The organism is Agrobacterium sp. BT-220-3 (assembly GCF_025910175.1).
Classification (GTDB): Bacteria; Pseudomonadota; Alphaproteobacteria; order Rhizobiales; family Rhizobiaceae; genus Agrobacterium; species Agrobacterium oryzihabitans.
In genome coordinates, this window is the sequence record NZ_JAPAIX010000005.1 from 123,487 (window position 1) to 145,191 (window position 21,705).

General features: G+C 59.7%; 19 protein-coding genes. 7 read left to right on the forward strand and 12 right to left on the reverse strand.

The window, feature by feature from the left end:
• The first annotated feature begins 108 nt into the window (after positions 1 to 108).
• The 3 genes from OK142_RS15495 to ku (OK142_RS15505) all read left to right on the forward strand — a co-directional run bounded on the left by OK142_RS15495 (position 109) and on the right by ku (OK142_RS15505) (position 2,647).
• A complete protein-coding gene (locus OK142_RS15495) occupies positions 109 to 753 on the forward strand; it encodes a DUF47 domain-containing protein (protein WP_082184780.1) in 645 nt (214 codons plus the stop codon).
• Positions 753 to 1,757 carry an inorganic phosphate transporter gene (locus tag OK142_RS15500; protein ID WP_082184781.1) on the forward strand — a complete coding sequence of 335 codons (1,005 nt, stop codon included), beginning with the start codon at positions 753 to 755 and terminating at the stop codon, positions 1,755 to 1,757. The genes OK142_RS15495 and OK142_RS15500 overlap by 1 nt, the downstream gene beginning before the upstream one ends.
• 98 nt (positions 1,758 to 1,855) lie before the next feature.
• Positions 1,856 to 2,647, forward strand: coding sequence for a non-homologous end joining protein Ku (gene ku, locus OK142_RS15505; RefSeq protein WP_498683710.1), 792 nt, complete (start codon positions 1,856 to 1,858; stop codon positions 2,645 to 2,647).
• A 3-nt stretch (positions 2,648 to 2,650) separates the two neighbouring features.
• Here the strand turns inward: ku (OK142_RS15505) and ligD are convergent, their stop codons facing one another.
• The 8 genes from ligD to OK142_RS15545 all read right to left on the reverse strand — a co-directional run bounded on the left by ligD (position 2,651) and on the right by OK142_RS15545 (position 13,757).
• Positions 2,651 to 5,143 carry a DNA ligase D gene (ligD, locus tag OK142_RS15510; RefSeq protein WP_498683712.1) on the reverse strand — a complete coding sequence of 831 codons (2,493 nt, stop codon included), beginning with the start codon at positions 5,141 to 5,143 and terminating at the stop codon, positions 2,651 to 2,653.
• 3 nt (positions 5,144 to 5,146) lie between these two features.
• Positions 5,147 to 5,974, reverse strand: a complete 828-nt coding sequence (ku, locus tag OK142_RS15515) for a non-homologous end joining protein Ku (RefSeq protein WP_498683713.1) — start codon at positions 5,972 to 5,974, stop codon at positions 5,147 to 5,149.
• A complete protein-coding gene (locus tag OK142_RS15520) occupies positions 5,971 to 6,255 on the reverse strand; it encodes a hypothetical protein (protein WP_498683715.1) in 285 nt (94 codons plus the stop codon). The genes ku (OK142_RS15515) and OK142_RS15520 overlap by 4 nt, the downstream gene beginning before the upstream one ends.
• Before the next feature lie 204 nt (positions 6,256 to 6,459).
• A complete protein-coding gene (locus OK142_RS15525) occupies positions 6,460 to 8,802 on the reverse strand; it encodes a bifunctional diguanylate cyclase/phosphodiesterase (protein ID WP_498683717.1) in 2,343 nt (780 codons plus the stop codon).
• A 186-nt stretch (positions 8,803 to 8,988) separates the two neighbouring features.
• Positions 8,989 to 10,092, reverse strand: a complete 1,104-nt coding sequence (locus OK142_RS15530; RefSeq protein WP_498683719.1) for a hypothetical protein — start codon at positions 10,090 to 10,092, stop codon at positions 8,989 to 8,991.
• 241 nt (positions 10,093 to 10,333) lie between these two features.
• Entirely contained in the window at positions 10,334 to 11,872 is a 1,539-nt protein-coding gene (locus tag OK142_RS15535; RefSeq protein ID WP_498683916.1) for an ABC transporter substrate-binding protein, read from the reverse strand.
• Positions 11,873 to 11,996: 124 nt separating this feature from the next.
• Positions 11,997 to 12,977: a mannonate dehydratase gene (locus OK142_RS15540; RefSeq protein WP_498683721.1), complete on the reverse strand. Its 981-nt coding sequence runs from the start codon at positions 12,975 to 12,977 to the stop codon at positions 11,997 to 11,999.
• A 66-nt stretch (positions 12,978 to 13,043) separates the two neighbouring features.
• Positions 13,044 to 13,757, reverse strand: a complete 714-nt coding sequence (locus OK142_RS15545) for a FadR/GntR family transcriptional regulator (protein WP_498683724.1) — start codon at positions 13,755 to 13,757, stop codon at positions 13,044 to 13,046.
• Between the two features lie 205 nt (positions 13,758 to 13,962).
• Here OK142_RS15545 and OK142_RS15550 point away from each other — a divergent pair, with 205 nt between their 5' ends.
• Genes OK142_RS15550 through OK142_RS15565 form a run of 4 tightly spaced genes read left to right on the forward strand, consistent with a single transcriptional unit; the run spans position 13,963 to position 17,453 of the window.
• On the forward strand, positions 13,963 to 14,991 hold the full coding sequence (locus OK142_RS15550) for an ABC transporter permease (protein WP_498683726.1): 1,029 nt from the start codon (positions 13,963 to 13,965) through the stop codon (positions 14,989 to 14,991).
• On the forward strand, positions 14,988 to 15,887 hold the full coding sequence (locus OK142_RS15555) for an ABC transporter permease (protein WP_137039731.1): 900 nt from the start codon (positions 14,988 to 14,990) through the stop codon (positions 15,885 to 15,887). Before OK142_RS15550 ends, OK142_RS15555 begins: the two co-directional genes overlap by 4 nt.
• Complete coding sequence (locus OK142_RS15560; protein ID WP_313608113.1) at positions 15,874 to 16,719, forward strand: ABC transporter ATP-binding protein; 846 nt, start codon at positions 15,874 to 15,876, stop codon at positions 16,717 to 16,719. Before OK142_RS15555 ends, OK142_RS15560 begins: the two co-directional genes overlap by 14 nt.
• Positions 16,716 to 17,453 (forward strand): ABC transporter ATP-binding protein, encoded by a 738-nt coding sequence (locus OK142_RS15565; protein WP_216332163.1) that lies wholly within the window; start codon positions 16,716 to 16,718, stop codon positions 17,451 to 17,453. Before OK142_RS15560 ends, OK142_RS15565 begins: the two co-directional genes overlap by 4 nt.
• A 109-nt stretch (positions 17,454 to 17,562) precedes the next feature.
• Here the strand turns inward: OK142_RS15565 and OK142_RS15570 are convergent, their stop codons facing one another.
• From OK142_RS15570 to OK142_RS15585, 4 genes are read right to left on the reverse strand one after another with little or no spacing between them, the layout of a single operon-like run.
• Positions 17,563 to 18,615, reverse strand: coding sequence for an ABC transporter ATP-binding protein (locus OK142_RS15570; protein ID WP_498683729.1), 1,053 nt, complete (start codon positions 18,613 to 18,615; stop codon positions 17,563 to 17,565).
• An 18-nt stretch (positions 18,616 to 18,633) separates the two neighbouring features.
• Positions 18,634 to 19,476 (reverse strand): carbohydrate ABC transporter permease, encoded by an 843-nt coding sequence (locus OK142_RS15575; protein ID WP_498683730.1) that lies wholly within the window; start codon positions 19,474 to 19,476, stop codon positions 18,634 to 18,636.
• Positions 19,466 to 20,398 (reverse strand): carbohydrate ABC transporter permease, encoded by a 933-nt coding sequence (locus OK142_RS15580; RefSeq protein ID WP_498683731.1) that lies wholly within the window; start codon positions 20,396 to 20,398, stop codon positions 19,466 to 19,468. The genes OK142_RS15575 and OK142_RS15580 overlap by 11 nt, the downstream gene beginning before the upstream one ends.
• 10 nt (positions 20,399 to 20,408) lie before the next feature.
• Positions 20,409 to 21,680 carry an ABC transporter substrate-binding protein gene (locus OK142_RS15585; protein WP_498683732.1) on the reverse strand — a complete coding sequence of 424 codons (1,272 nt, stop codon included), beginning with the start codon at positions 21,678 to 21,680 and terminating at the stop codon, positions 20,409 to 20,411.
• Positions 21,681 to 21,705 lie beyond the last annotated feature (25 nt).

Consider the following 21,705-nt stretch of genomic DNA (forward strand, 5'->3'; position numbering starts at 1 on the left):
TTGATAGTGCTGATTTTCCGGGTTGCATCAATGCCCTGCGTGCATTTATGACAGTTTTATGACAATCACCCCCCACAACTAATAAAGCGCCATTGAGGGCCAATTCGCATGATGAGCATTTTTCGCAAGCTGATGCCGCGCGAGGACCGTTTCTTCGACCTGTTTAGTAAACATTCGGAAACCGTCGTCAAAGCGGCAGCAGCTCTGGACCACCTTTTGAGCGGCGTCGACGTCGAGAAAAACTGCGACCTTATTGTCGCTCTCGAAGACCAGGCGGATGATATTACCCGCGATGTGCTGCTTGCGGTGCGCCGCAGCTTCATAACGCCCTTTGATCGTGGCGATATCAAGGACCTGATCCAGTCGATGGATGACGCCATCGACATGATGCACAAGACCGTCAAGACCATCCGCCTTTTCGAACAAACGCAGTTCGACCCGCTGATGCGCGAGATGGGCCATGAAATCGTGCGTGCGGCAAACCTGATTGCCGAAGCCCTTCCGCTTCTGGAAAAGGTCGGCACCAATGCCCAGCGCCTGTCGGCGATTGCCGAAGAGGTGACCCGTGTCGAAGGCCGCTCCGACGAACTTCACGATCAGGGTCTCAAAGACCTCTTCCGGCGCCATGGCGCGGCCGGCGATGCCATGGCCTATATGATCGGCAGCGAGATCTACGGCGAACTCGAAAAGGTCGTTGACCGCTTCGAGGATGTGGCCAACGAGATCAGCGGCATCGTTATCGAGAACGTCTGATGGAAGTCGCGCTTGCACTGCCGCTGCTTGTCGGCCTCATCGCCATCGCGCTGTTCTTCGATTTTCTGAACGGTCTCCACGACGCCGCAAATTCAATCGCCACCATTGTTTCCACCCGCGTGCTGCGCCCGCAATATGCGGTGGCATGGGCGGCCTTCTTCAATTTCATCGCCTTCCTGTTCTTCGGCCTGCATGTGGCCGAAACGCTCGGCACCGGCATCATCGATCCCGGCATCGTTTCGCCGCAGGTCATCTTCGCGGCGCTGATGGGCGCCATCGTCTGGAACATCGTCACCTGGATTTTCGGAATCCCCTCCAGCTCGTCGCATGCGCTGATCGGCGGTCTCGTCGGCGCGGGATTTGCCAAGGTCGGTTTCAATTCCATCGTCTGGTCGGGCCTGCTGAAAACCGTGGGTGCGATCTTCATGTCGCCCGCCATCGGCTTCTTCCTGGCCCTGCTGCTGGTTCTCGCCGTGTCCTGGCTGTTCGTACGCCAGACGCCCTTTGCGGTGGATCGCACGTTCCGCGTCATGCAGTTCATCTCCGCCTCGCTCTACTCTCTCGGCCATGGCGGCAACGATGCGCAGAAGACCATGGGCATCATAGCCGTGCTGCTGTTCAGCCAGGGGCACCTGGGAGACAGCTTCTATGTGCCGTTCTGGGTAGTCATCTCTTGCCAGTCGGCCATGGCGCTCGGCACGCTGTTCGGCGGCTGGCGCATCGTGCACACCATGGGCTCGAAAATCACCCGGCTGAACCCGATGCAGGGATTCTGCGCCGAAACCGGTGGTGCGCTGACGCTGTTCGGCGCGACGTGGCTCGGCATTCCGGTGTCGACCACCCATACGATCACGGGCGCCATTATCGGCGTCGGCGCCGCCCGCCGCGTTTCGGCGGTGCGTTGGGGCCTTGCCGGCAACATCGTCATTGCCTGGGTCGTGACCATGCCGGCCGCCGCCCTCATATCCGCAGCCGTCTATGGGCTGACATCGCTGTTCGGCTGACACCTGAGCCGCTTGCGATTTGCCAAGGCTCCCGGAACAAAAGCCACCCTGTGGCTGTTTGATCCGGGAGACGGGGGCGACGAAGCGGATCGCGGATCATGGCACGGCAGGTTTTCTGGAAGGGTTATCTGAAGCTGTCGCTGGTGACGGCCTCCGTTTCGCTGACGCCCGCCACCACCGACAGCAACAAATACCGCTTTCATATTCTCAATCGCAAGACCGGCAATCGCGTCGAAAGCCGCTATGTCGACAGCGTCACCCACAAGCCGGTGGCTGCAAAAAACCAGGTGAAGGGTTTCCCCCGCGCCGAGGATGACTATGTGCTGCTGGAGGATGACGAGATCGATGCGGTTGCGCTCGAAAGCACTCGCACCATCGACATCAAGACCTTCGTTCCCACGGGTTCCATCGACTGGATCTGGTACGACCGTCCCCACTTCCTGCGCCCGGAGGACAAGATCGGCGCGGAAGCCTTCAGCGTGATCCGGGAAGCCATGTCGGCGAATGGTGTTGTCGGCGTCGCCCGGCTCGTTCTCTATCGCCATGAAAGGGCGGTGCTGCTGGAGCCCTCGGGCAAGGGCATCATCCTCTGGACGCTGCATTATGGCGAGGAAGTGCGCGAAAGCATCGACGCGCTGGACCCGAAGATGAAGATCGAAAAGCCGCTGCTGGACGCGATGGAAAAACGCATCGACAAACAGATGACCGGGTGGAAGCCGACACTGGTGCAGGACCCGATCCAGAAAAAGATCAGCGCCCTGCTGAAAACCAAGAGCAAGGCTGCCCCCTCCCCGGAAAAGAAGACCGGCGCGAAAGCGCGCGCAGGCGGCAATGTCATCAACATCATGGATGCGTTGAAGAAAAGCCTCGCCGCAGACAAAAGAAACTAGCCTTCAGCGCGCCTTTTTCGGCAGCGGCCGGGCGGCGGCGAAAAAGCCGTCCCATGGGTCCTTCTTCAACGCGGCGAGTCTCGCCGCGATATTTTTGACGGTGAAGTAAGCCGGACCGATCTCGCCGGAGAGTTCCGCCCATTCGATTGGCGCTGAAATGGCGGCCCCCGGCCGGGCACGCGTCGAATAGGGCGCGACAGCCGTATTGCCCCTGCCATTGCGCAGATAATCGAGGAAGATGCGGCCCTGGCGTTTCGCCTTGGTTGCCACCGAGAGGTATTTTTCCGGCTCTGCCATGGCCATGTCATCCGCCATGGCCTTTGCAAAGGCCTTCAGGGCTGGCCATCCCGCTTCCGGTTTCAACGGCGCTACGACATGCAATCCCTTGCCGCCGGAGGTTTTTACGAAGGCGGCAAGGCCGGCATCTTCGAAACGCCGCTTCAGTTCCAGTGCGGAATCGATCACGTCCTGCCACGACACATCCTCGCCGGGATCGATATCCATGGTGATCATGTCGGGCTTTTCCCAGTTCGCGGTTGTCGCCCCCCATGGGTGAATTTCAAGCGCGGCGGATTGCACCAGCGCCATCATGCCGTCGAAATCGGTAATCCGGATCAGCGGTTCGCCAGCCTTGTCCTTCGGATCCCTGATCTGTTCGATCGCCTTGTTGACACCGCGCCAGGCATGTTTCTGGAAAAAACGCTGCCCGTCGATCCCTTCGGGACAACGCAGCAATGCCAGAGGGCGGTTGACGACGAAGGGAGCCATATAGCGCCAGACCTGCGTGTAATAGTCAGCAAGCCCTTCCTTGGTCACGCCGTCATCCGGCCAATAAAGCCGGTCCGGATGCGTGAATTTGATCTTTGACTGCGGCGTCCCTTGTTCCGACACTGCTTTTTCCTCCCGTTCGATTTCCCCCGCCGGTTTATCCTCCCGCAGGCCCCGGAAAGATGCATGGCGCAGATTGCCATCCGCGGACCATGCCCGAAACTCCACTTCGGCCACCAGTTCCGGCCGGACGAAATGGAGGTCGCGGCGGGCAAGTGCCGTCAGCCTTTCGGAAAAAGGGCTTTCCCTGCTGTCCAGTGGCGTCAGGCGGCCAAGCAGCATTTCGGCCACTTCAGCGGTGTAGCCGGTGCCGACGCGCCCGACATGCCGCAGCCTGCCGTCCTCATAGACTCCGAGCGCCAGGGAGCCGATGGCATGGTCCGAACTGGAAGACAGGGTATAGCCGCCGATCACGAATTCCTGCCGCATCGCGCATTTGGATTTCACCCAGCTGCCCTTGCGGCCGGAGACATATTTGCTGTCCCTGACCTTGGAGATGACACCCTCAAGGCTGAGGCGGCAGGCATGGTCGAGCACAAGCCCACCGTTTTCCTCGAAATGTTCGCTGTAGCGAAGATGACGGTTGCCGGCGGGCAGCAGCTTTTCGAGCAGCGCCTTGCGATCCATCAGCGCCGCGCCACGCAGATCCGTGCCGTCCAGATAGATCAGGTCGAAGGCATAAAAAACGAAGCGGTCGCTGCGCCCTTCGCTCAAATCCTGCTGCAAAGCGGAAAAATCCGAGGCGCCGCTCTCCCGCTCAACCACGATTTCGCCGTCGATCAGCAGCGTTTCCGCCGGCAGCGCCTTGAGCGCGCCTGCCACGGTGTCACCGAACTTCTCGGTCCAGTCCAATCCGGTGCGGGTCAAAAGCTGCAGTTTGCCGTGGTCGATACGGGCCTGAAGGCGATAACCATCGAACTTGATCTCATGCAGCCAGCGCGAACCTTCGGGTGGCCGGGGTTTCAGCGTCGCCAGCGCCGGCGGCACGAAGGATGGCAACGCCTGTTTGCGCGCGCCTTTGGGCAGGGCGTGAGCCTGCTTTTGCCCCGAGGAATAGCTTGCGGCTTTTTTCGATACGGGTTTGGAATTCCAGGTGTCCTTCGGTCTGGCAGCTACTTCCTCGACGCTGCGGCCGGTCTTTACCGATTCCGGCCGCTCCTCCAGTATATCCACACCGGCATCATGCCTTGCCTCCTCGTCGTCGCCTTTGATCAGCAGCCAGTTTTCGCGGCTTTCGCCGGGCTTTCCATGCATGCGCACAAGGTGCCAGCGGCCTTTGAGCTTTTCGCCTTCCAGTTCGAATTCGAGGTGGCCTTTGCGGTAGCCCTTCTTCGCGTCGCCGATCGGGTGCCAAATCCCGCGATCCCAGACAATGACGGTGCCGCCGCCATATTGTCCTTTCGGGATGACACCCTCGAAATCGCCATAACTTAAGGGATGGTCCTCGACATGCACGGCAAGGCGCTTGTCTTCCGGGTCGAGGCTCGGCCCCCGCGTTACCGCCCAGCTTTTAAGGACGCCGTCCATCTCCAGCCGGAAATCGTAATGCAGGCGGCGGGCATCATGCTTCTGTATGACGAAACTCGATCCTTGAGCCTCGGCCTTCGCGCCTTTCGGCTCCGGTGTCTTGTCGAAACTGCGTTTGGCATTGTAGGTCTGCAACCCCATGGATCAGCTCGCTTTCCGGGGGGATTTGCGTGCCGCGCCCGCAGCCTTCTTGTCGCCGGCTGCCCCGGCGCTGCGGCGCAGTGCTTCCTTGAGATCGATGATGTTGTCCTGCCTGCGCGGCGCCTGTTTGGCGATTTCCCGGCCCTCGATCTTGGCTTTCACCAGTTCTGCCAAGGCGTCATTGTAGCGGTCGCTATAGTCGGCCGGATTGAAGGTGCCTGCGCGCGTCTTGATGATATGGCCCGCAAGCTCCAGCATCTCGTCATCGAACTGTATGTCCGGAATGGACTTGAAGACGGTGGTTTGCGAGCGCACCTCGTAGCTGAAATTCAGCGTCGTCGCGACGAGCGCCTTGCCGCTCGGCCGGATCAGCACAATGCGGTTGCGGCGGAAAAGCACCGCCTCGCCGAGTGCCACGACATTCTCGTCGTCCATGGCCTTCGCCAGCAGCGTCAGGGCGTCCTCCCCATCCTCCTGCGTCGGTGCAAGATAATAGGACTTGTCGAAATAGAGCTTGTCGATCTCGCTGCGCCCAAGGAAATGCCGGATGCGGATGACCTTGTCGTTTTCCGGCATCAACTTCGCAATCTCGTCTCCCTCGATGACGATGTGATCGCCATTGTCGAGTTCATATCCCTTGACCTGATCCTCACGCTCGACAGCATCGCCGGTATCGCTGTCGACATATTGCCGTTCGACGCGATGTCCGGTCTTGCGGTTGACGATGTTGAAGGAGATTTTGTCCGATGAGGTGAGCGCGGCATAAAGGCCGATTTCACAACTGAAATCGGCAAATTTCAAATGACCCTTCCAGCTCGCTCTCCGGTTCATGATCGCCGCCCGTGATCATCGTGGGAGGATCGCTCTCTGCCCCGATCCGCAGCCAGAATACGCTCGATCGCCGGCACGTCCGCCTCCGCGAGCACCGGCACGGGATCGGATGCCATTGCCTCCAGCACCTCCGGCGACAGCCCGCCATTGCGGATGACCCATTCCATGGCCTCGCGGGTTTGCCGTTCAGCCTTCAGCTGCGCATAAAGCGCCAGTATCAGCCGGTCGCGGACATCGAAGGGTTTTACATCTCTGTCTGAACGTTCTGCCTGCCGTTTCATGTCAAATCCCCGAGGCGCCTCAAACGATAGGACACTTGGACCCCGCCTCGGCCTGGCGGAAGACGCCATATGCGACTCTAACGATTCGGATCGCCCCTCGTTCCATCCGACATGCGGATGGGCAAGTCATGTGACGGCCCGACCTCAGGCTGGCATGGCAGGACGGTGGGCCGGCGGCATCACAAGCCGCCGCTTCGCCCTACCTCAAACGGAATATTTCTTTCTATTGGGGGTGCTTGCCGCTCCGGAAGGCGCAACATCGGGTTTACCGAAGAGATAACCCTGCGCCTGTGCGCAACCCTCATCAACAACCATGCGATATTGCGCATCCGTTTCGATACCCTCCGCCGTCACCGGCAGATCGAGGCTGCGGCCAAGGCCGATCACCGCACGCACGATGGCGCGGGCATTGTCATCCTCGCTCATGGCGGCGATGAAGCTGCGGTCGATCTTGATCTTGTCGAAAGGGAAGCTCTGCAGATTGCTGAGTGAGGAATAGCCGGTGCCGAAATCATCCATGACGATCGCAACGCCCAGCGCCTTCAACTGGTTGAGAATGATCAGCGTCGCCTTGCGGTCTTTCAGCAGTGCCGCTTCGGTAATTTCCAGTTCAAGCCGGTTCGGAGACAGTCCGGTCTGCATCAGCACGGTGCAGACGACATGGCCGAGATTTGCCAGCGAAAACTGCAATGGCGAGACATTGACCGCGATCTTCAGATGCGGCGCCCAGGTACTCGCCTGACGGCAGGCCTCGCGCAGCACCCATTCGCCGAGCGAGATGATGATCCCGCTTTCCTCGGCAATCGGAATGAAGACGTCCGGCGGCACCACGCCCCTTGTCGGGTGCTGCCAGCGCACCAGCGCCTCATAACCTACAACCTGCCCGCATTCGACGGAAAGGACCGGCTGGTAATTGAGGAGCAACTCGTTGCGGTTGATGGCAAGCCGCAGATCCGTCTCGAGCTGGCGGCGCTCGCGCGCCTCCTGATCCATCAGAGGATCGTAGAAGGACAATATTCCGCGCCCGCCCATCTTGGCACGATAGAGCGCCAGATCGGCGGCGTGCATGATGCTTTCGTCGCTATCACCGTCCCGCGGGAAGACGGCAATGCCGATGCTGACGCCGACGGCGGTCGGGTCGTTGGCGGCATTCATTTTCAACCCGAACATGGCAAGGATCGTTTCGGCGAGCAGACGCGCCTCCTCCGACTTGGTGTTCCGGGCAGTCAGGATGACGAATTCGTCGCCGCCGAGACGCGCGACGACATCGCCTGCCCTTGCGCATTCGTCGAGAATGGAAGCGACCCTTTTCAACACGCGGTCACCCTCGGCATGGCCGAATATGTCGTTGACAGCCTTGAACCGGTCGAGATCGAGCGCCAGCAAGGCAAACTCGTCCTCTTCGCTGCAATGTTCGATCTGCTGGCGAAGCCGCGTCTGGAACATGGTCCGGTTCGAAAGGCCTGTCAGTACATCGTGCCGCGCGAGATATTCGATTTCCCGCTGCGCTTCCCGCTTTTCCGTCAGGTCGCGAATGGCCAGAACTTCGCAGGGATGGCCGCGATATTCGATCGTGCGCACGGCAAGTTCAAATACCTGCGCCCGCTCCCCACGCTCGCGGATTGCCTCCACCGGCGCGTGGCGCGGCAGATAGGTCGGCTGCCCATCGATGGCCCTGAAGAGGTCATCGGGATTTTTGCCGATCAGGGACGCCTCGTCGCTGCCGAGAAGTCCGGCAAAACGGGTGTTCAGCTCGACGATACGACCGTCACGCACAACGGCAAGGCCATCCAGCGTCGCATCGACAAGACCTTTGAGGTCAACGAGATAGCGGTCCACCAGAGCGGCGGTGGCTGTTGTCGACAGGATGAGGAAGGTCACGCCGGAAACGGCGCCAATCATGATCAGTCTGGCGAGGTTGTCGGGATCGGGACCGGAGACGGAGGGATCAGGCGACAGGACAGTGGCCGACATGGCGGTAAAATGCAGCGCGCAGATCGCCAGGATGGATGATGCCGCCGGAACGATGATGCGCTGCTTCCACGAACCGGAACGACGGAAAAGGAAGAAGGCCAGAAGAAAGAACACCCAGGCAACGGCAAAACCGCCGAAGATCGGCCCCCAGCGGTAACTGATCGTTGCGGCCACATCCATTCCCGCCATGCCCACGAAGTGCATGACGGCAACCGACAGGGTTACGAGCGTTCCGACGACGACAGGGCTATAGCTTGCCCGCGTGCGGACATTGAGCGCCAGCCAGAACCCCAGGACGGCCAGAACCGCCGAGAGCGCCGTGAACTGAAAATCAAAACCGATGGGGACTGCCCCCTCATAGGCAAGCATGGCGACGAAATGCGTGGCCCAGACGCTGAGCCCCGCAGCAAAGGCGGCAACCAGCACCCAATAGGGCTTGCGGCCAGCCGGACTTTCTTCCGCGCGCAATAAAAGGTGAAAAAAGGCAAGCATTCCGAGCAGGCAGATAGATGCCGCAAGAAGGACGATCGCCCGATCGTGTTGTACGGCAACGCATTCCAGAACCGTGAACATGATGCACTCTCCCAGCCTCTGAGAACCGCCCACGATCGCACTATGGAGTTGGTTTATTTATAAATCTCTAATGCAACTTTGGATAATTGATTGATCTCATCGACAACGAGCCGAAATGCGTTGAGCCGACGCGTCAGCCCATCGGGCTTTTGCGATCGGCGCAACGAACGCCAAGAGAAAACGCCTTTATTTCCAGCTTCGATAGTCATCCCCGGCGCAACCGAAAGGTGCCGGGCCATCGGCAAAACGCTCCTGCAGGCGCGCGCAGCCCCAGTCGTTGAGCGCTGCGGGCATCATGTTGTTGAGGTCCATGCCCGGAGAGTTGAATTGCGAGGGGGCGCTGGTCACGTACCACAGCCAGTAGCCGAACGTTGCAACGACGATAAAGGCGACGATTGCAAGGAACATTGCCAGTCTTCGCACAAGGCTCGGGGCTTTTGTCACCGCCGCACCGGGGTCGGATATGCCCTCCTGCTCACGGCTCGCAACCACTGGGCCGAGAGAAGCAAGCGCTTCCGCTCTTTCCTTTTCCGTAAGCTCAATCCGCTGCAGCTGATCGTCAAGCAGAACGGGCAGCGGGGTTTCACCGTGCCAGACCGCCAGCGCGACATCGTGTTTTCCGGTGTGGCCGACGACGACGGGAATTCGTCCCCTCTCCAGATGCGTAAAGGACTGCCTCTTCGTCTTCCCTTCCCTGACCGTATCAGCATAGGTCACGAAAAGACGGCTGCGTTTTTCGGCAACCGCCGTCAGCGCGACGGGAATGACGGTCAATGGCGCAGGGTGCCGTAACCGCAGCCCAGCCCGCAAACTGCGGATAAGGGTAAACAGCATGGCGATACTGCCGAAACCGAGCAGGGCAACGAACACGCCAAGGGTTATGATCCGGTTCCAGAGCATATCGAGGCCAAGCGAAATCGTTGCAAATTCCGGGTTCTTCGCGGAAATGACGAGGCCGGTTTCATAGTCGCCGGAATGGAAATCGACGAACATGACCTCGACATCCTTCCTGTAGCTCACGCCGGCATGGTCGTAGGAAAGATCCGCCTCGCAGGTCGTAAAAATCGCCTTGCGGGTCTTGCAGCTGCCGTTGATATCGCCGCTTTCAATCTCCAGCGGGTCGCGGCTGATCTGATAGTCGCGCAACACGCCCGGGCCCTCGGCCACGAGCATGACGGCCGTAATCACCAGCAGCACCGGGATGGAAAAATAATAGGCCGCCGGCACCGAAATGACGCCGCGCTTCAAACTGAGCGGCCTTGCGGGAAGTTTTATCTGTGGGAAGCTCATGGTGGCCAACGTATTTGGGGGAACGCGAGCGGAGTCTGGGAATCCCGCTCTCAGGAAGGGACGATCGCCGGACGGTCTACCCCGCTGAAGCCATCGCGAAAACCCCAATAATTCAAGGATGCCGGCGTAATCATTCGCAAGCCGGTCCTGTTCCACTAGCCGACAGGCCGTCGAGGGAAGCACAAAAAAACGGACGGTTGAATAACCGCCCGTCTCATCTTTTCCGCTTGGTGATGCGCCGTCACTGCTTTGTCACGTTTTCCAGTCGCGTCGTCTGGCTGGGGTGACCGACATAGTCCTTGACACGCGCATTCAATACGATCGGTTCGTATCTCTCGAAGAGAGGCAGAACCGCAGGCTTCTGCGCCACGAACATTTCCTGCATCTCAGTGTAGATTTCCCCGCGCTTCTTGGCATCCGGCTCAAGGGAGGCCTTTGCGGTCAGAGCCGTCAGTTCCGGAATGTCCCAGGCCGAGCGCCAGACGAAATTGCCGGCATTGTTGGCAGCAAGCGAGTTGTCGGGGTTGCTGGAGAACTGCTCCATCGAGCCGAGCACGTTGGGCATATAGGCGCCCGTCTGCGGAATGAGCAGATCGAAATCCCGCGCGCGGTGAGCGGCAATCACGTCCGAACCGTTGCCCTGCTGGATGTTCACCTTGATGCCGACCTGGCTGAGCGATGCCTGGATGGCGGTGGCGAGATCGATACGCGGCGTTTGGGCAATTGTCTTCAGATTGAGCGTGAAACCGTTCTCGTAACCGGCTTCCTTCAGAAGAGCTTTCGCCTTCTCGACGTCAAGCTTCCAGTCGGGGCTCGGAATGGCGTATTCGAAATTCTCCGGCACCGGCACCGTGCGCGCCCGGCCATAGGGGCCCATGATGGTCTTTTCCATTCCCTTGTAATCAATGCCGTAAGCAATCGCTTCGCGGACCTTGGGGTTGGACAGAGGCTCCTTGCCGGCATTCATGGACAGGACGTAGAAACCGCCCGTCGGCACGCGCTGGATCTGAAAACCTTCCTTGTTGTTGAAGGTCGCAAGGTCGGCAGCCGTCAGCGCGCTGGCGATGTCGATGTCGCCCCGCTCCAGCATCAGGCGCTCCACCTGGCTTTCCGGTACATGCCGCACGATAACGCGACGCATCTTCGGTTCGCCGGCCACATAATCCTTGTTCGCCTCAAGGATGATGATTTCGTTGGGTGACCAGCGATTGAGCGTGAAGGGACCCGAACCGGCGGAATTCGTTCTCAGCCAGGCATTGCCCCAGTCACCGTCGACTTCATGGGACTTGAGTTCCTTGCTGTCGACGACACTGGCAATGACCATGGCCAGACGATAGAGCAGCAGCTCGGACGTTGTTTCGCCCGACAACTCGATGCGAACTGTCTTTTCGTCCGGGGCGCTCACCAGCTTGTCGACATTTTCAGCGTTGTAACCGACGCGCTTGAGGTTGGCGGCAGCCGCCTGGTTCATCTTCAAAAGGCGGCTGAACGAATAAACGACATCCGCCGAGGTGACGGGATTGCCCGACGCAAAGTTGGCCTCGCGAAGATGAAAGGTGATGCCCTTGTCGTCTGTCTCCCAGCGCTCCGCCAGCTGCGGCGAAACCTTGCCCGAACCGTCGACCGAGATCAGCCGATCGTAAAGATTGGCCATGATTTCGTTGGCTTTGGCTTCGGTCGCCTGATGCGGGTCAAGTGACAGCACCTGGGCCAGCGACGTCCCGACGACGAGCTGGTCGTTGGGAGTCTTGGCCGCAACCGGGGACGCCTGCACCAGCATGGCGCCCAGAACGGTGGTGAATGCCAGACGGATCATTGATTTTTTCATACCTGCTCCTCCTACAGATCGGTAATTGCATTGGTGAAGCCGGCAACGCCACGACGCGCCAACCGGCCTGAAACAGTCAAAGATGGTTGTTATTGAGCGCCTCGATGAGCGCGGCGATATAGCCGTAGCAGAACCCGAAGGCGACACCGACGGGATCGCGGCCCGCAATCGTCGGCACATGATCGGGCATTATCATGTAACGATAGCCGAGTTCATGGTAGAGCTTCAGCGAACGCACCATGTCCATGTCGCCCTCATCGGGGAATGTCTCCATGAACGACAGCTTGCCGCCGCTGATGTTGCGGAAGTGGACGTTGAAAATCTTGTCGCGGCTGCCGAACCAGCGGATGATCTCGTCGATCTCCTCCCGTGGATTGTCGAGCATCTCGCCGATCGATCCCTGGCAGAAATTCAGTCCGTGATAGGGGCTTTCCCGCATCTGCACGAATTTCTTCAGGCCCTCGACGGTGCCGAGCACCCGGGTGACACCCTTGTAACCCGGCGGGGTATAGGGGTCATGCGGATGGCACGCCAGGCGGACCTTGTTGCTTTCGGCAACCGGAACCACGCGCTCCAGGAAATAGTCGATGCGTTCCCAGTTTTCGTCTTCGGACAGAACACCGGCAAGGCCCGGAGCGGCGCCATGGTCTGCCTTGTCCCAGCGCCAGGCTTCATTGAGCGAACCGCCGCGGCCACGCTCCATTTCCGTGCGCGGAATGCCGATGAGGTTGAGATTGTATTTCGCCGCCGGAATGCCGGCCCGGGCGATATCCTCAATCATCCTGCAGACGGCATCGATCTGCCGGTCGCGCTCTGGCCCGGCAAGCAGGATATCGGGAAACGATGCCTGTTCGATCGGCCTTGATGGCAACGGCAATTGCACCATGTCGAGCACGAGGCCAAAGCTTTCGACCTTGTCACGGTGACGTTCAAAATCCTCAAAGGTCCAGCTCGCGGGCGCTTCAGGCGGATCGGCGTTGATATTCCTGACGCCAAGCTGCGCCCAAACCTTAAAATCCTCGTCGTCGCGTGCTGCCACCTGAGTGCCGACATACATCGATTCTCTCCCTCTCCATGCTAGTCATCATATGACATCGCACGAAATAAGATGAGTGTCGAGATGCTATTGCGCCTCGGAAAGCAACCTGTATCGACGCTGGCTCGCAAGCATATGATCGCGCATGGCTTTACGCGCGGCATCCGGATCCTGCTCGACGATGGCGCGCAGGATCGTCTCATGCTCGGCCTGCACTTTGCGCAGATAATCCGCATCGCCCGTTTCCGGCAGGGTGGGAAACTGACCGCGCGGGATCGAGCGTGAGCCGAACTGGCGCAGGGCCTCCAGATAGAATCGGTTGTTGGTCGCTATCGCAATGGCGGTGTGAAATTCATAGTCGGCATCGACCGTGGTTTCGCCCGCATCGATGGCGCGGGCCATTTTCCTGTGGGCTGCGGAAATCGCCGCTTCCTGTTGCGCCGTGCGGCGATAGGCGGCGATTGCCGCCGCTTCCCCTTCGGTTGCAAGCCGAAATTCAAGCATTTCGAGCGTTTCTGCAATTGTTCCCACTTCGGATTGCGTCAGCTTCACACCCGCCCACTCGCTGACATTGCTGACGAAAACGCCCTTGCCCTGGATGGGAATGACATAACCGGAAGAGCGCAGATCCGCGATCGCTTCGCGAACCACGGTACGGCTCACGCCATAGGTGCGCTCAAGCTGCGGTTCCGTGGGAAGCTGATCGCCGTTCTTCAGTTTTCCACTGCGAATTTCTGCACTGAGATTATCGATGATCTGTTGTGCCCGCCGCTCCCGCGGCTTTTCCTTATCGCCCATCATGCCACTCTTCCCTCTTGCAGAAAACGAATCCCTTCGCTACTCATATGATGACGTGGCGTTACGTCATATGTTTTCATGTTAGCTCAGGGAGGAGTTGGGATGAAGTACCATCAAAAGTTTTTGCAAGGTAGAATTGCGCGTCCGCAGCGAGCGGTTCAAAAAGTGGCATCGCTGACAGCGTCTTCCCGTGGAAGTGCGACCTGCGATGACTGAAATTTCACTGCGCGGGCTCGGACATCGCTTCCTGCAACTTGTCGTCAGCCTCTTCATCCTGCTCTGCATCACCTTCATCATTGGCCGGGTGATGCCGACCGACCCGGTGGGGGCAATCGTCGGTGAGCTTGCAGATCCCAAAGCCTATGAAGCCATGCGGGCTCGGCTTGGACTTGACCTGCCGCTTTACCAGCAGTTTTTCATCTATCTCCGCGGCCTGCTGCACGGCGATTTCGGTATAGCTATTTTGACCGGAAACCCGGTAACGCGGGACCTGGCGCAGGCCTTCCCGGCAACGCTTGAGCTTGCAACTCTTGCAATCATCATCTCCACCGTCATCGGCGTGCCGCTCGGTCTTGCCGCAGCCCTGTTCCGCGACACGTTCATCGACAAGTTCGCGCGTGTCTTTGCGCTGGTGGGGCATTCGATACCCGTCTTCTGGTTCGGTATCGTCGGGCTCGTGATTTTTTATGCCAATCTCAACCTCGTCGCAGGCCCCGGCCGCGTGGATGTCTTTTACGAAGGCCTCGTGGAGCCTAAAACGGGGTTGATGCTGGTCGACACTCTTCTCGCAGGTGAGACGGAAATCTTCTGGAACGCGCTCGCCCACATCATGCTGCCGGCGATCATCCTTGCCTATATGGCCATGGCCTACATCACCCGCATGACGCGCGCCTTCACCCTCGAACAGCTCAGCCAGGACTATGTGATTGCGGCGCGTGCCAAGGGCGTCAGCCCGGCGCGTACCATCACCCGCCACGTGCTGCCGAACATTGCGGTGCAGCTGATCACGGTTCTCGCCATCTCCTATGGCAACCTGCTGGAAGGCGCCGTGGTGACCGAAATCGTCTTTTCCTGGCCCGGTATCGGACAATATATGACGAATGCACTGCTTATCGGTGACATGAATGCGATCCTCGCAGCCACGATCGTCATCGGCTTCATCTTCATGATGCTCAACTTCCTGGCAGACGTGGCCTATACCACACTCGACCCGCGGACACGGGAGGTCGCTCGATGACCGATATCACACAGAACAATCCCGTGCAGAGCCGCAGCGCCTTGTCGCGGATATCAACCACGACAGCGCGGACGCTGCGGAAGCTTGGAGACGAGCCGCTTGGAATGTTCGGCTTTGCCATTCTCGCCATTCTGGTCGTCGTCGCCATTTTCGCTCCGCTCATTGCGCCCTACGATCCCGTGCGCCAGACGCTCGACAATGCGCTTCAGCCTCCCAGCTGGGCGCATCTGGCGGGGACCGACGAATTTGGCCGCGATATTTTCAGCCGCCTCGTCTATGGCACCCGCATCACGATCCAGACCGTTTTGTCAGTCTCGGTCATCGTCGGCCCGATCGGGCTTGCAATCGGGGTCATGGCCGGTTTCTTCGGCGGCCGAACCGACGCCATTCTGATGCGCGCGACCGATATCGTCCTTTCCTTCCCTTCGCTCGTTCTGGCACTTGCCTTTGCTGCTGCAATGGGAGCCGGTCTCGGCACCGCAATCATCGCGATCTCGCTGACCGCTTGGCCGCCCATCGCGCGTCTGGCGCGGGCCGAAGCTCTGGTCGTGCGCAACACCGACTATGTTGCGGCCGCACGCCTCTATGGGGCCTCGCCGATGCGCATCCTGTTTCTCTATATTGCGCCGATGTGCATTCCGTCAGTCATCGTCAGACTGACGCTGAACATGGCCGGCATCATCCTGACCGCCGCCTCGCTTGGCTTCCTCGGTCTCGGCGCGCAGCCGCCGCTTCCCGAATGGGGCGCGATGATTTCCAGCGGCCGTAAATTCATGCTCGATTACTGGTGGGTCGCCGTCATGCCCGGCATCGCGATCCTCTTGACGAGCCTTGCCTTCAACATCGCTGGCGATACGCTGCGCGACCTACTGGATCCGCGTCATGCCCGTTCCTGATAGCTCCCCCATTCTTTCGGTCCGCGATCTCAACGTTCGCTTCGGCCGCAACGCCATCCCCGCCGTCTCCAATGTCAACTTCGACGTCGGGCGCGAGCGTGTCGGCATCGTCGGCGAATCCGGGTCCGGAAAGTCCACGACCGGCCGCGCCGCGATGCGCCTTCTGCCCAAGAGCGCCACGGTGACGGCAGAACGGATGGATTTCCTCTCCGAACCCCTGCTTGAAAAATCCGAGCGCCAGATGGGTGCGATCCGAGGCAGCGAGATGGCACTCATCATGCAGGACCCGCGTTATTCCCTCAATCCTGTCCTGCCGATTGGAAAGCAGGTGGCGGAAGCGGCCGAGCTGCATCTGGCGCTGACCGGCAAGGCCGCCAGAAATGCCGCGCGCGACATGCTGCTGCGCGTGCGCATCAACGACCCTGACCGCGTGATGGGGCTTTATCCGCACCAGATTTCGGGCGGCATGGGACAGCGCGTGATGATTGCCATGATGCTGCTTGCGAAACCCAAGCTGGTGATTGCCGACGAACCGACCTCCGCCCTGGATGTCAGTGTCCGCAAGGATGTCCTTCTGCTTCTGGACGAGATGGTGCGCGAGAATAATTCCGGCCTCATCCTCATCAGTCACGATATCCGCATGGTCGCCGCCTTCTGCGAACGCGTGCTGGTCATGTATGGCGGACGCGTCGTGGAGACGCTTTCCAAGCTCGAAGATGCGCAACATCCCTATACGCGGGGCCTGATCGCGGCCATGCCCGATCCCCGCAACCCGGTCCGGCGCCTCAAGGTGCTGGATCGCCAGGCAATCGATGCGGAGGTGATGCGATGATCAACGTAGACAAGCTGGATGTCGTCTACGGCACAAAGGAAAACCGCAATCACGTCGTGCGCGATGTCAGCTTTCGGGTCAACCGAGGCGAAACACTCGGCATCGTTGGCGAAAGCGGTTGCGGCAAGTCGACATTGCTGCGATCGCTTGCCGGGCTGGAAGCCGGCTGGACCGGATCGATCGCCTTCGAAGGCAAGCCTGTCGGCAAAGTCCGTAGCCGCGACGAACTGAAGCTGGCGCAGATGGTGTTCCAGGACCCCTATGGTTCCCTGCATCCACGCCACCGCATCGGCCGCGCTCTGGCCGAACCGATCCGATCGATGGGGCTTGGCGATGGCTGGTCGAAAGTGCCGGCCGCCCTGCAACAGGTCGGCCTGCCCGCGCATTTTGCCGAGCGCTTCCCGCATGAACTGTCCGGCGGCCAGCGTCAGCGTGTGGCGATTGCCCGTGCGCTTATCCTCGAGCCGCCGATCCTGCTGCTCGACGAGCCGACATCCGCGCTCGACGTCTCCATTCAGGCGGAAATCCTGAACCTGCTGGCAGATCAGCGTGAAGACCAGAACCTCACCTTCGTTCTCGTCAGCCATGACCTGTCGGTCATCGCCCATATGTGCGATCGTGTTCTGGTCATGCAGAATGGCGTTTTTGTCGATGAGTTGACCAAGGCTGATCTTGAAGCCGGCATCACCCACGCAGCCTATTCTGGCGAGCTCTTCGAAAGCAGCTTCCTTTGAAAGCCGTCATGGGGTGAGCCATTGGAAAAGCTGGACCGCAAGGGTGTTACCCTGGCAGTCCAGCATCTGATCAGGCCCTCGGCCCGCGCAAGAGGCAGAGGGCCCGTGATCAGTTCAGCCGTGCTCCGTCTTCATTCGAAAACAGATGGACGCAGTTGAGCGTCGGCGAGACCATGATGCTGTCGCCGACTGCCTGCCCTATGCGTTCCCGAAAGACGCCGAGCACCTTGGAATCACCGAGTTTCATGGTGACCTGCGTTTCCGATCCCAAAGGTTCGACCAGCATTATTTCGGCCGGAACGCCGTTGGCATCCAGCAGGAAATGTTCCGGGCGGATGCCGTAGACGGCCTGTTTGCCGGCAAGGCCGGCCGTGGGAACCGGCAGGGGCAACACGATACCCGCAGTTTCAAAACCTCTTTCGGTTATCCTGCCGGACAGGAAATTCATCGATGGCGAACCGATGAAACCCGCAACGAACTGATTTGCCGGGCGGTCGTAAAGATCGAGCGGCGTGCCGATCTGTTCGACCCTGCCGCCATTGAGAACAACGACCCTGTCGGCCATCGTCATCGCCTCGACCTGGTCGTGCGTCACATAGATCGTGGTGGTTTTCAGCTTCTGGTGCAGCGCCTTGATCTCGCCGCGCATGACGACGCGCAACTTCGCATCAAGATTGGACAGGGGCTCATCGAACAGGAACACCTGCGGATTGCGCACGATGGCGCGGCCCATCGCAACGCGCTGGCGCTGGCCGCCGGAAAGCTGGCGCGGATAACGGTCGAGCAGCTGCGCGAGGCCAAGGATATCCGCTGCCCAGTTCACCTTTTCAGCAATTTCCTGCTTGCTTGAACCACGATGCTCCAGCGAGAAGCCCATATTGCTGGCGACCGTCATATGCGGATAAAGGGCATAGGACTGGAACACCATGGCAATATCGCGGTCCTTCGGGTCGAAATCGTTGACGATCCGCTCGCCGATCCTGAGTTCGCCGCCGGTAATCGTTTCAAGACCGGCTATCATCCGCAGCAATGTGGACTTGCCGCAGCCGGAGGGGCCGACAAGGACGACAAATTCGCCATCCCTGATGTCGAGATCGACGCCGTGAATGGTTTTAACCGCGCCATAGCTTTTGCGGATGTCGGACAGGGTAACATTAGCCATCAATCGGTTTCCGGTTCTTCAGCCCTTGAGGCCGGTATGGGCGAGGCCTTCGACGAACTGCTTCTGGGCAATCACGAAGACGATGAGCACGGGCAGCGCGGTCAGCGTGGCTGCGGCAAGCTGGATGTTCCACATCGGTCCGCCATAGGCGTCGGTATATTGCGTCAGCGCCTGTGGCAGCGTGAACATCTCGGCGCTGGAGAGAAAGACGATGGGCTCGAGGAACAGGTTCCAGGAATGCAGGAACGTAAAGATCGCGACCGACGCCAGCGCCGGCTTTGCCAGCGGCAGTGCAATCTTGCGAAAGATCTTGAAACGCCCGAGACCATCGACACGCGCCGCCTCCTCCAGTTCCCCCGGCAGCGTCACAAAGAACTGCCGCATGACGAAAGTTGCAAACACGCTTGGCGCGCCGAAAATCGGCACGAGGATCAGCGGCCAGTGGGTGTTGACCATGCCGGCCTTCAGGAACATCTGGAACAGCGGCACGATCGTCACTTCCGAGGGGATCAGGAGGCCAAGCAGCACGATCATGAAGATGGCATTGGCGCCCGGAAACCGGATCCGCGCAAAGGCATATCCCGCCATGGAGGAGATGATCATCGTGCCGATCGTCACGACAGCGGCAATATAGGCGGAGTTCCAGTATTGCCGCACGAAGGGCTGCAACTCGAAGACCTTCGAATAGGTCGTCCAGTCGTGGCTCTCAGGAATGAGCTGCGGCGGGAAGGCGAAGATGTCGCTGATGGGCTTGATGGACGAGGTCACCATCCACCAGGTCGGAAAGACGAAGGGGATCAGCAGCACGCATAACAGACCGTAGAGCGCCACCTGCATGCGAGGGGAAAGGTCAGCTTTCATAAAAGACGATCCTCTTGCGCATCTGCCACTGGGCGAAGGTCAGCACGGCGACGATCAGAAACAGCAGGATGGACAGCGTCGAGCCGTAACCGAAGAAATGGAACTGAAAGGCCTGCTGATAGAGGTAATAAACCAGCACCGTGGTCGAGAGACCCGGTCCGCCCTGGGTCAGAACCGCAATCTGCGCGAAAACCTGCAGCGAGCCGACGATGGTGATGATCGAGGTCAACAGGATCGTCGGGCTGATCAGCGGCAGGGTGATGCGACGGAACTGCTTGAAGGCTGGCGCACCGTCGATGCGGGCGGCCTCGTAGAGTTCCTTCGGCACGCCCTGAAGTGCCGCCAGAAACAGGATCATATTGAGCCCGACATTCTTGAAGACCTGCACGACGATGACCGAAATCATCGCTGTCGTCTCCTCGCGCAGCCAGTTGGGGCCTTCGACGCCGACCATCAGCAACATGCCGTTGATGCCGCCGTTCTTCTGCAGCAGGAAACCCCAGACGATCGTCCAGGCAACCAGCGACACGACGACCGGCGAGAAGAACAGCGTTCTGAAGATCGCAATGCCGGCAAGCTTCTGGTTGAGCAGCACGGCAAGCAGCAGCGCCAGCGACAGGTTGAACACGACGAGGCCGGCGGAGAATATCCCGGTCGCGCCCAGCACCTCCAGAAGATTGCCGTCTTCGATGAGCATCCGGTAGTTCTGCGCACCGGTATAGGTGAAGGTATTGGCGAGCACGTTCCACTCATGCAGCGAATACCAGAACACCAGCCCGAGCGGGATCAGCACGAAGATGATGATCCCGATCAGTTGCGGGGCGATGAACAGAAAGCCTGCGAGGCTGTCGCGCCGCGCGATGGTCCAGAACGCCGATGCAGGGCGATGCCGGGGACGGGTAGTCTCCTGCGCGACAGCCATGGCCTTCTCCTCAGCGCTTCAGGAGCGGCGCGATCTGGCCGCAGATTTTTTGAAGCGCACCCGCGACATCGGCCTCCGGCCGCCAGACGGCATCGAGGTTTGAGCGCACGATCTGCTGGATCTGGGCAAAGCCGGTGTGGCCGGGCATGACCTTGCCCGTGGCGATGCCTGATATGACGACCTTTTCGATCTGCTCCTGACTGAGCAGCGGGTTGGTCTTTTTCAAAACCTCCGCATTCAACAGCGATTTGCGTGCCGAGGGGAAGAACTGGCTGAGCTTTGCCGAATTTTCCGGATTGGTCATGTAAGCGACGAATTCGGCCGCCGTCTGCGCATTCTTGCCGGACTGCATGACGCCGATACCGGCCTGCCCAATCAGCGCGTATTCACCGGCCGGCCCCTTCGGCAGCGGCACGAGGTCCCAGCCGAAAGGCTTGTCCTTCGGCAGAAGCGAGGCACGGCTGATCTGGGTAATGGTCATCGCCGCATTACCGGCGAAGAAATCGACCGTCTCGCCGGGGCCGGGCATGGCCTTCTTGTTGAAGATGGCATCATGGATGAACGACACCGCATCCGCCATCGGCTTTTCCGCCATGGTGCAGGTTGCGCCATCCGCGCTCCAGGGTGATGCGCCCCAGCCGTTCCAGACCGAGGTCAGATATTGCCAGCTCTGGTAATTGAAGTCGCGGACGACAAGCCCGCCCTTGCCTGATTTCGCGACCGCCGAGGCGGTAGCGATGGCGTTTTCCCAGGTCCATTCGCCGGCAGCGATCATGTCCGCCGGGGTCTTTGCGCCTGCGGCCTTGATGAGATCATTGTTGACGAACACCGCGAAAGGCGAGGTCGAGAATGGATAGGCGAAAAGCTTGCCGTCCTGCGACCAGCGTTCCGTGGCCCCGGCGCTGACTTCATCGAGATTATAACCCTGCGCGGCTTTCAGCGTGTCGGTGAGCGGATAGAGCGCGCCTGACTTCACGAAATCATAGGCCGAGGTCTCGAAAATCCATGCCATGTCAGGCGCATTGCCGCCCGCAATCTGGGTCGTCAGCGCGGTCGTGTAGGTGTCGAACGGCAGGGACTCATAGGTCACGCTGACATTAGGGTGGTCCTTCTTGAAGCCGGCCGCGATGTCGTTGAACAGTTTCAGATGCGCTTCGTTGGCACTCCAGATCGTCATGCGCAGCTTGATCGCATCCTGCGCCGCTGCGGTTCCGGCAAGGGCAAACGAGCCGATAAGGGCCAGCGCACAGGCCGTGGATTGCATTTTCCAATGATTATTCATTCCCAGTCCTCCTCCAAAGATGGGT

What these genes read in the sequence shown, in the direction of transcription:
- OK142_RS15520 (WP_498683715.1), bottom strand. Translation starts at nt 6,255, where the DNA reads ATGAAACGGCAGGCAGAACGTTCAGACAGAGATGTAAAACCCTTCGAT.
- OK142_RS15550 (WP_498683726.1), top strand. Translation starts at nt 13,963, where the DNA reads ATGACTGAAATTTCACTGCGCGGGCTCGGACATCGCTTCCTGCAACTT.
- OK142_RS15555 (WP_137039731.1), top strand. Translation starts at nt 14,988, where the DNA reads ATGACCGATATCACACAGAACAATCCCGTGCAGAGCCGCAGCGCCTTG.
- OK142_RS15560 (WP_313608113.1), top strand. Translation starts at nt 15,874, where the DNA reads ATGCCCGTTCCTGATAGCTCCCCCATTCTTTCGGTCCGCGATCTCAAC.
- OK142_RS15585 (WP_498683732.1), bottom strand. Translation starts at nt 21,680, where the DNA reads ATGAATAATCATTGGAAAATGCAATCCACGGCCTGTGCGCTGGCCCTT.
- ligD (WP_498683712.1), bottom strand. Translation starts at nt 5,143, where the DNA reads ATGGGGTTGCAGACCTACAATGCCAAACGCAGTTTCGACAAGACACCG.
- OK142_RS15495 (WP_082184780.1), top strand. Translation starts at nt 109, where the DNA reads ATGATGAGCATTTTTCGCAAGCTGATGCCGCGCGAGGACCGTTTCTTC.
- OK142_RS15540 (WP_498683721.1), bottom strand. Translation starts at nt 12,977, where the DNA reads ATGTATGTCGGCACTCAGGTGGCAGCACGCGACGACGAGGATTTTAAG.
- OK142_RS15500 (WP_082184781.1), top strand. Translation starts at nt 753, where the DNA reads ATGGAAGTCGCGCTTGCACTGCCGCTGCTTGTCGGCCTCATCGCCATC.
- OK142_RS15570 (WP_498683729.1), bottom strand. Translation starts at nt 18,615, where the DNA reads ATGGCTAATGTTACCCTGTCCGACATCCGCAAAAGCTATGGCGCGGTT.
- OK142_RS15525 (WP_498683717.1), bottom strand. Translation starts at nt 8,802, where the DNA reads ATGTTCACGGTTCTGGAATGCGTTGCCGTACAACACGATCGGGCGATC.
- OK142_RS15580 (WP_498683731.1), bottom strand. Translation starts at nt 20,398, where the DNA reads ATGGCTGTCGCGCAGGAGACTACCCGTCCCCGGCATCGCCCTGCATCG.
- OK142_RS15535 (WP_498683916.1), bottom strand. Translation starts at nt 11,872, where the DNA reads ATGCTGGTGCAGGCGTCCCCGGTTGCGGCCAAGACTCCCAACGACCAG.
- ku (WP_498683710.1), top strand. Translation starts at nt 1,856, where the DNA reads ATGGCACGGCAGGTTTTCTGGAAGGGTTATCTGAAGCTGTCGCTGGTG.
- OK142_RS15530 (WP_498683719.1), bottom strand. Translation starts at nt 10,092, where the DNA reads ATGAGCTTCCCACAGATAAAACTTCCCGCAAGGCCGCTCAGTTTGAAG.
- OK142_RS15565 (WP_216332163.1), top strand. Translation starts at nt 16,716, where the DNA reads ATGATCAACGTAGACAAGCTGGATGTCGTCTACGGCACAAAGGAAAAC.
- OK142_RS15575 (WP_498683730.1), bottom strand. Translation starts at nt 19,476, where the DNA reads ATGAAAGCTGACCTTTCCCCTCGCATGCAGGTGGCGCTCTACGGTCTG.
- ku (WP_498683713.1), bottom strand. Translation starts at nt 5,974, where the DNA reads ATGAACCGGAGAGCGAGCTGGAAGGGTCATTTGAAATTTGCCGATTTC.
- OK142_RS15545 (WP_498683724.1), bottom strand. Translation starts at nt 13,757, where the DNA reads ATGATGGGCGATAAGGAAAAGCCGCGGGAGCGGCGGGCACAACAGATC.